Here is a 12,370-nt window from a genome sequence, read left to right as displayed (position 1 = left end):
CCCCTTTGCCCAGAGAAGGAGCCTTTCCCATGACGGAGAGCATCACCCCGACGGTCGTCCTCGTGCACGGCGCGTTCGCCGACGCGGCGAGCTGGACCGGCGTCATCGCCGAGCTCCAGCGGGACGGCATCCCCGTGGTCGCGCCGCCCAACCCGCTGCGCGGCCTGGCCTCCGACGCCGCCTACGTCGCCTCCGTGGCGGCCCAGATCGACGGCCCGGTCGTGCTGGTCGGCCACTCGTACGGCGGCGCGATCATCACCGTGGCCGGCACGGCGGACAACGTCGTCGGCCTCGTCTACGTCGCCGCGTACGTCCTGGAGGAGGGCGAGAGCCTGGCCGAGCTCCAGGGACGCTTCCCCGAGCCGCCGCTCGGCGCGAGCCTGCGGCAGGCGTCCTACCCGCTGGCCGGCGGCGGCACCGCCGTGGAGCTCACCATCGCCGCCGACGCCTTCCCCGAGGTCTTCGCCGCGGACGTGCCCGCCGACGTCACCCGCGTCCTGGCGGTGGCGCAGCGGCCGCTGGCGGCCGGGGCGTTCACCGAGCCGGCGGCCACGACGGCCTGGCGGGCCAAGCCGTCGTGGGCCGTCGTCGCGGACGCCGACCAGGCCATCAACCCCGACGTGCAGCGGTTCGGCGCCGAGCGGGCCGGCGCGACCGCCGTCGAGGTCGCGGGCGCCTCGCACGCGGTCGCGGTGTCCCGGCCGAAGGAGGTCGCCGACGTGATCCGCGCGGCCGTCCGCGCCACCTCCTGACGGCAGCCAAGGCCGCCAGGAGGCGGGTGGAGGCCGGGTGGTCAGGACTGCTTGCCGAGGCCCTGGAAGCGGCTCTCGATGAAGTCGCCCCAGGTGGAGTTCAGCGTCATCAGCTCGCCGTCCACCATCTTCCACTGGCGGGCCTTGTGCTGCGGGTAGGCGAAGAGCACGGACGACAGGCGCTCGTAGCCGGCGGGCATCGGCCTGGTGTGCACCCGGTGCGTGGACGGCCGGAACCGCCCGTCGGAGGCGCTGGTGAGCATCCGGCCGATGTTGCAGAGCACGACGTCGGTCCCGGCGATCACCGGCTCGACCCAGGTGCCGTCGTGCAGCACGTACTGCAGGCCCTGGTCGGACGGGGGAAGCTGGAGGCCGAGCATCTGGATGCCGGAGTGCTCGTGGGCCAGCACCTGGCGGTCGCCCACGTCCCGGTAGTGGATCACCCGCAGGTTCGTCGCGTCGTGCGACAGGTCCAGCTCGGGCGTGCCCGGCGGCATCATCCCCCGGACGACCTCGCCGAAGAGCGAGATCAGCCGGAAGGCGATGTCGAACACCTCGGCGGCGCGGGTGCCGAACGCCGGGAAGGCCCGCAGCACGTCACCCGCCCCGGGCGGCTGGTCGCCGATCATGGCGCCGCTGACGTGGATGAACTCCTTCGGGTCGGGCACGCCGTTGGCCAGGCGCGGGATCTCCGAGTTGTACGGGAAGAACCCGTGCGTGCCGCCGACGGCGAGCTGCGGGACGACGTCGTAGGCGTAGTCGGACAGGGCGGGCCCGGTCGCCCGGCAGGCCGCGGCGAAGTCGTTCATCATGGCCGCGACGCGCTCGCCGATGCCGGGCACCTCCGCGGCCATGAAGCCCCATCCGGTCAGCTGTGACCTGATGGCGTCGGTGGCGGCGGCCATGTCCGCCTCGATGTCGTGCAGCCTGACGACGGGAGCGCGGCCGCTGAGTTCCATGAGAGGGACGTCCATTGTCACTCCGTTTCTCGATGACCGATCGGGATGGTTCGTCGTACGTGCTACGTGCCGGTGCTGCTCAGGTGGCTCGGGATGCGGGCGGCGGGGTCGAGGCCGAGACGCTGGGCGACCAGGGCGACCTCGGTGCGGTTGGAGCAGTTGAACTTGACGAGCAGGTTCGAGATGTGGCGCTTGACGCCGTGGATGGAGATGCCCATCGCGCGGGCGATCTGGTGGTTGCTCATGCCGCGCAGCAGCAGCGCCAGGACCATGTGCTCGCGTTCGGTCAGGCGTCCGAGCAGGTCGGGGCCGCCTCTGGACGGGGCGGGCGCGTCGCCGCGCAGCAGCCGATCGAAGGTGCCCGACAAGCCCGCGACATTGATCTCGTCCCACAGCAGGCAACCGGCCAGGCCGTACCGCTGGGCGACGCAGGGCGCGAGCTCCTCCCCCTGCCGCACCATGGCCAGGATGCGCGGGCGGGCCCGGCAGGGGCGTCCGCCGAGCACGTCCGCCAGGACGGCGAGCGGGATCACCGCCACGTCGAAGTCCTCGCCGGCCAGCAGCAGCCTGGCCTCCGCCGAGCTGCGCACGACCGCGACCCCGGCCACGTTCGACACCTTCATCAGCAGCGGCGGGAGCCCGTAGAAGGAGACCTCGTCCTCGGCGAGCCAGAAGACGGACAGCCTGGAGCACCTCGCACGGAGGCTGGAAGGGGAGGCCGGGATCGGCTGGCCGGCCTCCAGCGTGATGGCACTCATCGCATGATCCTCTCTGCGTCGGCGAACGGCGGTCGGTCGGTACGCGGCGGCGGCTCTATCGGTCGTGGGGACTCGTCAGTCCCGGCGTCTCACCAGGTGGAAGGAGAAGTCGGTGCCCCTGTGGTAGTCCTGCGAATACAGCAGCGGCCGTCCGGCGCTGTCGTGGTGGGTCTGGAGCAGCAGCAGCCAGGCGCCGCCGTCCTCGGGGGTGCCGATGCGCTCGGCCTGGGCGTGGCTGAGGGTCACCGCCCTGACCTGGGCGACGGCGTAGGCGATGGTGTGGCCGTACTCGGTGAGGAGCTGGAACAGCGACCCCGTCCAGTCCACCTCGTCCATGGGGCGGCCGATGAGCGAGCGCGGGAACAGGTCGATCGAGTACAGCAGCGCGTCGTCCCGGTGCCGGCGCAGGCGTTCCAACCGGACGATGGCCTCGCCGGGCGGGAGTTGCAGCAGCTCGCGCTGGTGGCGGTCCGGCTCGGTGGCCACGACGTCGAGGACGGTGTTGTCGGCCGTGAACCCCCGGCTGGCCAGCATCTCGGTCACGCCTTCGAGGCGGGTCAGCGGCCGGTCCAGGCTGGGCTGGGTGGTGAGGTAGCGGCCGTCGCCGTGCCTGGCCTGGATGAGCCCTTCCTGCTCCAGGAGCTTGAACGCCTCCCTGATGCTGGTGCGCCCGACGTCGAACAGGGTCATGAGCTCGTTCTCCGACGGCAGCCTGTCACCGGGGCGCAACCCCTGTTCGACGATCAGGGCGTGCAGCCGGTCACGGATCTGGATGGCCAGGGTGGGATGACGTCGTGTCACGCGGGTCTCTCCTGCACGGACGGACCGCGGAGCGGGGCGATGCCGAGCTCGGCGGCCGATGGGTAGCTGGGGGCACAGAACCGGCGCGTGACCGAGACGGTCGCCACCTGGCAGGCGAGCCGGACGCCGCGCACCAGGCCCGCGCCGGCGCAGAGGGCGGCCGCCAGGGCGCCGGTGAAGGCGTCACCCGCGCCGGTGGTGTCCACAACGCGCACGCTGGGGACGTCGATCAGCATAGTGCCGCCGTCGTCGGCGATCTCGGCGCCGTGCTCGCCGCGGGTGACGACGACGGCGCGTCCCCTGGTCCGGCCGCGCAGGTCGTCCAGGTCGCCGGGGGTCGGCCCGGCCAGGGCGGCCAGCTCGCCCTCGTTGAGCACCAGCAGGTCGGCCCGGGCCAGCAGCTCCTTCCCGGTCCCTTCGCGGAACGGGCCCGCCGGGCTGGGGTTGAGCAGGACGCGCACGCCCGCCGGGGCGGCCGTCGCGGCGGCGTAGGAGATCTCCAGCGGGATCTCGCCCTGGAGGACGAGCACGGACCCGGTGGGCAGTCCGGCGGCGACGGCGGCCGCCTGGGCGGGCGGCAGCAGGTCGGCGGCCCCCGGCCAGGTCATCACCATCTGCCTGCCGCCGGAGTCGACGTAGACGAAGCTGCGCCCGGTCGCCACGCCGACGGCCGTGGTGCAGTCGCCGACCTCGATGCCCTCGGCGCGCAGCTCGGCCAGCGCCACCGGCCGGGCGGCGTCGTCGCCGAGGCAGCCGACGAACCGGGCCGGTGCGCCCAGCCGCGCGGCGGCCACGGCCACGTTCGCGGCCTTGCCGCCGTGCGCGGTGGCGTAGTCGGCGGCGTTGACGCTCTCGCCCGGCTCCGGCAGGTGGTCGCCGAACATGTACAGGTCGACGATGTAGGCGCCGATCGCGACGACGGTCACGAGCCCAGCCCCAGGGCGCAGGGCGCGATGCTGTCGGCGTCGACGGTCACGCGCACGTCGGGGTGGCGGTGCGCGAAGGTGACCGGGAGCAGCACGTCCGGCTCGGTGGTGAGCAGGAGGACCCGGACGATGTAGCGCTTCCAGGCGCCGCCGTCGGTGACGAGGTGCAGCCGGCGGGCGGAGAGGATCTCCGACATGCCGACGGTGATCGCCATGCGCGGGATCGCCTGCGTGTAGCCGCCGGTCACACGGTGGGAGTGGGCCACGATCGTGTCGTCGAGCAAGGGGACGACGCGCGTGGTCGAGGCGGCGAACTCCTCGGCGGTGTACTGGTGCCAGCGCGTGGACGGCGGCTCGTTGAAGGCCAGGTGCCCCCGGTAGCCGAAGCCCGCGTAGCAGGTGTCGGCGCCGCCCGCGCCGCGCAGGCGCTCGCCGAACGCGTCGGGGTCGAACACGTCGGGGAAGACGACGTTGTCGGGGTGGGGCCGCAGGTCGGGGTCGAGGAGCTGGTAGAGGTTGCGGTCGCAGTAGCCGCGGAAGCTGAAGGGATGCGAGGGGTCCACCGGCCGGCCCTGCCAGTCGAGGAACTCGTCCATGTGGAAGGCGAAGACGTCGGCCCAGCTGATGCGCTCCTCGTTGCAGATGCGCGCGAGGATCGGGTACTGCGCCTTCGGTCCCACGGGCAGGATCCAGCGGGTGGGCTCGCCGCGCATGTTGCGGGCGCGTAACTCGTCGGCCATCTCGCGGGCCAGCCGGTAGTAGAGCTCGGTCGTGTCGGGGTAGACGGTCAGCGGGTGGCGGGCGATGGCCGCCACGTCCTCGGCGGGCATGGACAACAGCTCGTCGGTCAACTCGGCCGACGTGCGGGGATAGGGGTAGTCGAGGTGCCTCGCGCTGGCGGTGGTCACGTCACTCCTCACTCACAAGCTGCGGGAGAGCAGGAATCGGGACAGGACGTTGCGGGTGATTCGCCTGATGTCACCGTCACAGCAGGCGAGACTGGTCACCCAGTTGACGGATCCGGCGGCGAAGACCGCGCCGCCTGATCCGAGCCGTCGCAGGGTCATGTCGGCGCGTACGGTCTCCGCGCCGGTTCCGGCCTCCTCGGTAGGGGGCCGGTAGTGGTGGCTGTGGCCGCCCGCGGAGGTCGCGAGCAGCAGGGTGTCCGGTGGGGTGCCGAGCTCGGGCGCGGCCCGGTCGATCTCGTCCCCGGCCGCCCCGCCGAGCGCGAGCCCGCAGCAGCCCACCGGGTCGGTCCCGACGCCCTCGAAGACCCAGGACGCCTCCTCCCGGTGGCTGTCGGGCAGCCGGGTGTACCCGGGGGCGGGCCCCCACCCCTGGGCGGCGAAGCCGACGCCGAGCAACTCCTGCGGCGCGAGGCCGCGGTGCCGCCAGAGGCCGCCCGGCTCGCCGGTGGAGGTCAGCACGTCCTCGCCGGGCTCGTCGTCCCACCAGTCGCCGACGTGGCCGCGGCGGACCTCGATGGCGTGCGGGTGACGGGGGTCGACGCCGGTCACCCAGTAGAACCCGTTGCCGCCCAGGTACATGAGCCGGCCGCCGCCCGACACGTACGCGCCGAAGGCCGCGCGGCCGGGGGCGGTGACGTACTCGGGGTGGCTGCCGGTCAGGACGACGCGGTAGGCGGACAGCAGGTCGGCGCCGCCTTCGTGCACGTCCTCGTCGGCCAGCACGTCGAAGGCGAACCCCGCCGAACGCAGCCAGCGCAGCAGCAGCAGGTCGGCGGCGAAGTGGCGTGGCGCGCCGGTCATCCACCAGCGGTAGCCGGGGGTGAGGTTGAGCACCGGGCGGAGCCTGGAGGAGTGGGTGACGTGACCGCCCTCTCTCCGCTGGTCGTACAGGGACAGGCCGAGCTCGCGGTGCTCGTTGAGGTAGGCGTCCACCGGGGAGAGCGTGATCACGCGGTCGGTGACCCGCTTGTAGTCCCCGAAGTACTCGGCCTCGCTGGACTGCCGGTGGTTGGCGTAGGCGAGGTAGGTGAACGTGGGCAGGACGACCGCGACCGCGCTCCTGCGCGTCCCGTCCGGGCGCACCACCACGGGGAGGACGCACGACTGGCCCCGGGTGCGCAGGCGCACGCCGAGCACGGTGGAGCCGGCGTCCTCGGGGACGGTCAGCTCGCACGTCACCGGCCAGCGGGCGTCGTCGAGGTCCTCCGGGCTGACCTGGAGCGCGGTGCGGGCGACGCCTCCCGGCCCGATCAGCCCGGCGAGCGGCCGGTTGACGGCGTTCGCGTGGCGCCCGTTCCCGCTGACGTCCGGGACGACGGGGGCGCCGGGCCCGGCGGAGGGGTCCCAGAGGGCCAGCAGGTCGGGGCCGAGGTGTTTGACCAGCTCGGGAGCGGTGGTCAGGTCGCGCAGCGGGGCGTGTCCCGGGGCGGTGAGCAGGCCGTCCGTCACCATCGGGAGGGCGATCCGGCCCGCGTACGGGTGCTCGTCGCCGGCCCCGATCCGCAGCTCGCCGGACGTGGACGGCAGCGGCAGGCGGGCCCGGCCGGCGCTCACGCCCGGGGTGCGGAAGTCGTTCAGGTGCAGGACGGTCATCAGCGGCGCCGCGTCCCACGCCACGGCCAGCAGCGACCACTCCCCCGCCGGGACGGCCGCGCGCAGGCGGCAGCCCATGCTCCCGGACGGCGTCAGCACGGTCGCCTCCGGCCGGCCCTCCTCGTCGAGCGCCAGCAGCAGCCGCCAGCCGGAGGCGCCCAGACGGGCCACGACCTGGCGCGCCCCGAGCCGCTTGGGACGGATCCACAGGGCCAGGCCGCCCCTGGGAGGCGTCGGCACCGAGGCCGCCTCCAGCCGGGAGCCGGGCCGCAGCGGCCGGGGCTCGATCGTCACGGGCACGGCCGGGGTCAGGTCGCCCTCCCGCACGAGGTCCACGAGGGCGACGTCCGCCTCCCCGGACGGGCCCGAGGCGTGCACGGTCAGCCGCTCGCCGGGGGCGGCCGACCAGCGGTCGGCGTACCCCATCAGGCGAGGCTCCCGGTCGATGGCCATCACGCGTCTCCTCGCCGGTAGGGGATGCCGACGTAGGCCGGCATGCGGAGCCGTTGGGCGACCGTGACCAGCACCAGGAGCGTGGTGAGGTACGGCGTGGCGTACACGAGCTGGGTGGGGACCGAGTCGGTGCCCTGGAAGAGCGCGAAGGCGGCGGCGCCGAGCAGCGCCAGCGTCGCGGCCGGGCGCAGCCGCGTGCGGACGAGCACGATCGCCGCGACCCAGGCCAGCACGGCCCCGAGGAGCAGCAGCACGTGCACCGCGCTCGCCTGGCGCAGTTGCAGCGCGTCGGCGTAGCCGAACAGCAGGGCACCCGCCGCCGTACCGGTCGGGCGCCAGTTGCCGAAGATCATGGCGGCCAGCCCGATGAAGCCCCGGCCGCCGGTCTGGCCCTCGCGGTAGACGGTCGAGGAGACGGTGACCAGGTAGGCCCCGCCGAGCCCGGCCAGCCCGCCGGAGACCAGCACGCCGTAGTACCGCATCCGCAGCACCGGGACGCCGAGCGAGTCCGCCGCCGCGGGATGCTCGCCCGCCGAACGCAGCCGCAGCCCGAACGCGGTCCGCCAGAGCAGCACGAAACTCAGCGGGACCAGCGCGACGGCGACCACGGTCAGCAGCGAGACCTCGTGCAGGAACCCCCGCACGATCCCGGCGAGGTCGGACACCAGGAAGAACCGGCCGCGCTCCAGCCCGCCCAGGAGATCGGGCGAGCCCCCGCCGCCCGCCAGGACGGGCACGCTCACCGTGCCGATCGACCCGCGCACCGGCGGCGACTGGGTGGCCCCCGCCCCCGGCAGGCCGCTGAAGGCGATGACCGACATGAACCGGGCCACGCCCACGGCCAGGATGTTGATCGCGATGCCGCAGACGACCTGGTCGACCCCGAACGTCACGGTGACGACCGCGTGCAGCAGCCCCGCGGCGACCCCGCCGAGCGTGCCGACCAGCACCCCGGCCCAGACGCCGTACGCGTACCCGGCCCAGGCGCCGCAGACCGTCCCGATGATCATCATGCCCTCGATGCCGAGGTTGGCGACGCCCGCGCGCTCGCTCCACAGGCCGCTGAGCCCGGCGAGCCCGATGGGGACCGCCAGCCGCAGCGCCGCCCCCATGACGCCCGACCCGGTGAGCTCGTCGGCGCCGGTGAACACCCTGACCGCCGACATCGCCAGCAGCAGGACGAGCGCGGCCTGCCACCACCGGTACCGTGCCGCGCTCACGCGGACGGCTCCAGCGCGGGGGCGGCCTGTTCCCGTACGAGCCGCTCGGCGCGTCTGCGTTCCACGCGCCGCGCCACCTCGTAGGCGACCACGACGCTGAGCACGATGACGCCCTGCATGATCGTGACGATCTCCTTGGGGATGCCCTCGATGTCGAGGATCAGCGCCGACCGTTCCAGGAACCCGAAGAGCAGGGCGGCCAGTGCGATGCCCACCGGCGTGTTGCGGCCGAGCAGGGCCACGGCGATCCCGGTGAAGCCCGCGCCGGAGGGGAAGTCCATGCCGTACCGGTAGGTCTGGCCCAGCAGGTCGGGCAGCCCGGCCAGGCCCGCCAGGCCGCCGGACAACAACATCGTCACCAGGATCATCCGGCGCGGGTCGATGCCCTGGACGCGCGCCGCCACCGGGTTCAGGCCGCCGGCCTTCAGCTCGTAGCCGTAGCGGGTGCGGGTGAGCATCAGGTGCACGGCCACCCCCAGCACGACCGCGGCGAGCGCGGCCGAGCCGAGCTGGTCGCCCGAGGGCAGCGTGAGCTGGGGCAGCCGGGCCGACGGCGGCAGCTCCGGCGTCGAACCGGAGGTGCTGCCGGCGGCGAAGACCTCGGCCAGCAGGTAGGCGACGACGGCGGTGGCGACGTAGTTCAGCAGCAGCGTGGACAGCACCTCGGAGACGCCGCGCCACACATTGAGCACCGCGGCGATCCCCGCCCACAGGGCCCCGGCCAGCACGGCGACCAGGCAGACGAACGCCAGGTGCAGCGGGCCCGGCAGCCGCACGGCCGTCCCGGCGACCGCCGCGAACAGCGCGGCCACGTGGTACTGGCCCTCGACCCCGATGTTGAACAGCTTCATCCGGAAGGTGACGGCCACGGCGAGGGCGGCGAAGAAGTAGACGGCCGCCCGGTTCACCGCCGAGACGAGCGAGTCCGGCCGGACCCCGAACTCCAGCATCGTCAGGTACGTCCGCCCCGGCGCGGCCCCCACCGCGGCCAGCAGCGCGGTGGCGACCGTGAGCGCGATCAGCAGCGCGAGCGCCGGCACGGCGAGCACGCCCACCGCCTCCCGGCCCGCCGCCCGCGCCCGGCTCACCGGCTCTCCGCCGGCCTGACGGGCACCTTGATCTGGCCCGAGACGATCTGCTTGCGCAGCTCCTCCAGCCGCGGCTGGATGTCGGCGAGCTCGCCGCCGCTGGTGGCGTAGCCGACGCCGCCCTCCTTGAGCCCGAACTCGCGCACCCCGGCGATCGGCCGGCCCGCCGCCGCGTCCCGGACGATGCTCAGCACCGCGACGTCGAGCTGCTTGGTGGCGCTGGTGAGGATCACCCCGGCGAGCCCCGGATCGACCGTCTTCCGCTGGTCGACGTCGACGCCGATCGCCCACTTGCCGGCCGCCTTGGCCGCCTGGAAGACGCCGAGCCCGGACGCGCCGGCGGCGTGGTAGACGACGTCGGCGCCGCCGTCGTACATGCCGCGGGCCGCCTCCTGGGCCTTGTCGGGCGCGGAGAAGCCGCTGAAGTCGGGCGGCTGGGACATGAACACGCTGGAGAGCTGGATCGCGGGTTTCACCGCGCGGGCGCCGGCCTCGTACCCGGCGAGGAACTTCTCCTGCGGCGGCGTCTGCACCCCGCCGACGAAGCCGATCCTCCCGGTGGCGGACTTGAGCGCGGCCGCCGCGCCGACCAGGTAGCTGGCCTGCTCCTCGCGGAACACCACGTTGGTGACGTTGGGCAGCTTCACGGTGGCGTCGTCGATGATGACGAACTGGGTGCGGGGGAAGGCGGGGGCGACCTTCGCCAGCGGCTGGGCGTAGAAGAAGCCGACGGCCAGCACCGGGTTGTGGCCGGTCTGGGCCAGCAGCCGCAGGATCTCCTCCAGGTCGGACCCGGCGGCGTTGGGGCTGAGCTCCTTGGCGGTGACGCCCAGCTCGGCCTTCGCGCGGTCGACGCCGGCCCCCACCGAGTCGTTGAAGGACCTGTCTCCGCGTCCGCCGCGGCTGAAGGCGACGCCGACCGAGGTGGCGCCCTTCGTCCCGGCGGCGGGGCCGCCGGCGGAGTCGACGGCGGTGCAGGCGGCGAGCGAGCACAGCGCCGCGCAGAGGGCGACGACGCGGACGAGCACAGGGGCAGCGGCTAATCGGGGCACTGGGGCACCTCTCAGACGGGACGCCCGCGCCTGGCGCGGGCCCTGGCGGCCTGCCTCCGCAGGCCGATCCTGGCCGGTGCGTTCCCGGCTCCAGCGCCCATCATGAATACTCGTCAGACAAGCGTCAATACTTCTCTGAGAAATCGGCCATGGCGTGCCTTTCCAGCCACGCGGCCACCCCGTCGTCGTCGTTGGAGAAGGTCACCTCGCCGACCGCGCCGAGCACGGCGGGGTGGGCGTTGGCGACCGCCACCGCGGTTCCGGCCCAGGTCAGCATGGGGAGGTCGTTCGGCATGTCGCCGAAGGCGATCACGTCGGCGCTGCCGAGGCCGAGCCGGGCCGCCATCGACTTCAGGGCCGCCGCCTTGGTGACGCCGGCCCGCATCACCTCGCAGAACACGTCCGCCGAGATGGTGACCTCGCAGCCGGTCAGGATCCCTCGCACGGTCTCGTAGTACTGGCGGGCGGCCCCTTCGAGCTGGACCATGAGCTTGCCGACGTCGTGCCGGCCGATCTCGCCCTCCAGGCGGGGGACGCGCCGGGCGTCGCGGGCCAGCGGCTCGGGCAGGTGGAAGGCGTCCTCCAGCAGCAGCTCAAGGCGGCACTCGGCGCCCAGGCGCACGCCGGGGAAGCGGTCGCGCAGCACCGACAGCGCCGCGGCGAGCGGCTGCCGGTCCAGCGGGCGGAAGTCGACCACCTCCTCGCTGCCGAAGTCGAAGGTGATCGAGCCGTTCCCGCAGACGGCGACGGCCGCGTGGTCCAGGGCCGCGGCCACCGGACGGGTGTCGCGCACCGGCCGGGCGGTCGCGATGACGAACACGTGCCCGGCGGCGCGGGCGCGGCGCACGGCCGTCCTGGTGCGCTCCGAGACCTGGCCGCGGGAGTCCAGGAGCGTCCCGTCGAGGTCGCACACGATCATCCGCCGGCTCACGCGGTGACGTCCTTCCCGACGCCCGACCCGATGACGTCGAGCGCCCCGGCGGCCAGGAGGCCGCCGATGGTCTCGGCCAGGCCGCGCCGGGCGGCCAGCCCCTGCACGACCACCAGGCCCTCGGTCAGGCCGGTGCCGGCCCGCCAGGACCGCTCCGGCATCGACCCGGCCACGCGCGGCAGGTCGCGCGGGGAGGTGCGCACGGTCAGCAGCACGTGCGCCGCTCCCCCGTCCACCGAGGTGAGCAGCCGGGCGATCCGCTGGATGGCGGCGCGTCTGCCGGCGTCCCGCCAGGCGGCCGGGCTCGCGACGAGGTGCGGGGAGCACGTCCGTAACGTGGCGATGACCCGCAGGTCGTGGTCGTCGAGGGCGGAGCCGGGCCCGTCGGCCTCGACGACGGCGTCGGCCAGCTCGGGGACCTTGGCCTCCGTGGCCCCGAAGGACGGGACGATCCGTACGGGCAGCGGCACGCTCTGGAAGAACTGCCTGACGATCTTCGGGTACTCGGTGGCGATCCGGGCTCCGACCGGCAGGCCGGCGGCGTCCACGGCGGGATGCCCGTCGGGGACGGCGAGCACGAGCCGCCAGGGGGGCACGCACCCGCTCACCTCGACGAGCTCGACCTTCGCGCCGGTCTCCTCGATCCAGTCGGTGCCGGTCACACCGAAGTCGAAGACGCCTCTCTCCACGGCGAGCGGGATCTCCCGCGGTTTGTGGAAGACCACCTCGACGCCGCCGTCGTAGGCGATGGCGGCCCGGTAGCCGCGCTCGGACGGGCGGCGCACCTCCAGCCCGGCGGCGGCGAAGAGGTCGAGGACGGGACGCTCCAGGAACGTGCCCTTGGGCAGCGCGAGCGAGACCATGCAGTC

At 73.8% G+C, this 12,370-nt stretch carries 12 protein-coding genes; 1 reads left to right on the top strand and 11 read right to left on the bottom strand.

Annotation, left to right across the window (positions count from 1 at the left end):
• The first annotated feature begins 29 nt into the window (after positions 1–29).
• Positions 30–752 (top strand): alpha/beta hydrolase, encoded by a 723-nt coding sequence (locus tag ACIA8R_RS21130; RefSeq protein WP_357694741.1) that lies wholly within the window; start codon positions 30–32, stop codon positions 750–752.
• 41 nt (positions 753–793) lie between these two features.
• On the opposite strand, the gene ACIA8R_RS21125 is transcribed toward ACIA8R_RS21130, so the two are convergent.
• The 11 genes from ACIA8R_RS21125 to hisG form a co-directional block, all read right to left on the bottom strand.
• Entirely contained in the window at positions 794–1,726 is a 933-nt protein-coding gene (locus ACIA8R_RS21125; protein ID WP_357694739.1) for a hypothetical protein, read from the bottom strand.
• Between the two features lie 47 nt (positions 1,727–1,773).
• Positions 1,774–2,469: a LuxR C-terminal-related transcriptional regulator gene (locus tag ACIA8R_RS21120; protein ID WP_364089429.1), complete on the bottom strand. Its 696-nt coding sequence runs from the start codon at positions 2,467–2,469 to the stop codon at positions 1,774–1,776.
• 75 nt (positions 2,470–2,544) lie between these two features.
• On the bottom strand, positions 2,545–3,270 hold the full coding sequence (locus ACIA8R_RS21115; protein WP_357694735.1) for a GntR family transcriptional regulator: 726 nt from the start codon (positions 3,268–3,270) through the stop codon (positions 2,545–2,547).
• Complete coding sequence (locus tag ACIA8R_RS21110; RefSeq protein WP_357694733.1) at positions 3,267–4,196, bottom strand: PfkB family carbohydrate kinase; 930 nt, start codon at positions 4,194–4,196, stop codon at positions 3,267–3,269. The genes ACIA8R_RS21115 and ACIA8R_RS21110 overlap by 4 nt, the downstream gene beginning before the upstream one ends.
• On the bottom strand, positions 4,193–5,104 hold the full coding sequence (locus ACIA8R_RS21105; protein WP_397039882.1) for a 6-phosphogluconolactonase: 912 nt from the start codon (positions 5,102–5,104) through the stop codon (positions 4,193–4,195). Before ACIA8R_RS21105 ends, ACIA8R_RS21110 begins: the two co-directional genes overlap by 4 nt.
• A gap of 12 nt (positions 5,105–5,116) precedes the next feature.
• Positions 5,117–7,210, bottom strand: a complete 2,094-nt coding sequence (locus ACIA8R_RS21100) for a N,N-dimethylformamidase beta subunit family domain-containing protein (RefSeq protein ID WP_397039880.1) — start codon at positions 7,208–7,210, stop codon at positions 5,117–5,119.
• Positions 7,210–8,430 carry an ABC transporter permease gene (locus ACIA8R_RS21095; protein ID WP_397039878.1) on the bottom strand — a complete coding sequence of 407 codons (1,221 nt, stop codon included), beginning with the start codon at positions 8,428–8,430 and terminating at the stop codon, positions 7,210–7,212. Before ACIA8R_RS21095 ends, ACIA8R_RS21100 begins: the two co-directional genes overlap by 1 nt.
• On the bottom strand, positions 8,427–9,518 hold the full coding sequence (locus tag ACIA8R_RS21090) for an ABC transporter permease (protein WP_397039876.1): 1,092 nt from the start codon (positions 9,516–9,518) through the stop codon (positions 8,427–8,429). The genes ACIA8R_RS21095 and ACIA8R_RS21090 overlap by 4 nt, the downstream gene beginning before the upstream one ends.
• Complete coding sequence (locus ACIA8R_RS21085; protein WP_364089445.1) at positions 9,515–10,570, bottom strand: BMP family ABC transporter substrate-binding protein; 1,056 nt, start codon at positions 10,568–10,570, stop codon at positions 9,515–9,517. The genes ACIA8R_RS21090 and ACIA8R_RS21085 overlap by 4 nt, the downstream gene beginning before the upstream one ends.
• A 124-nt stretch (positions 10,571–10,694) precedes the next feature.
• A complete protein-coding gene (locus ACIA8R_RS21080; RefSeq protein WP_364089448.1) occupies positions 10,695–11,501 on the bottom strand; it encodes an HAD hydrolase family protein in 807 nt (268 codons plus the stop codon).
• Positions 11,498–12,364 carry an ATP phosphoribosyltransferase gene (hisG, locus tag ACIA8R_RS21075; RefSeq protein WP_397039874.1) on the bottom strand — a complete coding sequence of 289 codons (867 nt, stop codon included), beginning with the start codon at positions 12,362–12,364 and terminating at the stop codon, positions 11,498–11,500. Before hisG ends, ACIA8R_RS21080 begins: the two co-directional genes overlap by 4 nt.
• Between the last annotated feature and the right edge of the window lie 6 nt (positions 12,365–12,370).

The sequence above is a fragment of the Nonomuraea sp. NPDC051191 genome (genome assembly GCF_044455665.1).
Lineage (GTDB): Bacteria > Actinomycetota > Actinomycetes > Streptosporangiales > Streptosporangiaceae > Nonomuraea.
Note: the sequence above shows the minus strand (reverse complement) of the source record. Positions and strands in the feature narration are given on the sequence as shown.

Coding starts and splice junctions, on each gene's coding strand:
- ACIA8R_RS21130 (WP_357694741.1), top strand. CDS start 30: ATGACGGAGAGCATCACCCCGACGGTCGTCCTCGTGCACGGCGCGTTC.
- ACIA8R_RS21125 (WP_357694739.1), bottom strand. CDS start 1,726: ATGGACGTCCCTCTCATGGAACTCAGCGGCCGCGCTCCCGTCGTCAGG.
- ACIA8R_RS21120 (WP_364089429.1), bottom strand. CDS start 2,469: ATGAGTGCCATCACGCTGGAGGCCGGCCAGCCGATCCCGGCCTCCCCT.
- ACIA8R_RS21100 (WP_397039880.1), bottom strand. CDS start 7,210: ATGGCCATCGACCGGGAGCCTCGCCTGATGGGGTACGCCGACCGCTGG.
- hisG (WP_397039874.1), bottom strand. CDS start 12,364: ATGGTCTCGCTCGCGCTGCCCAAGGGCACGTTCCTGGAGCGTCCCGTC.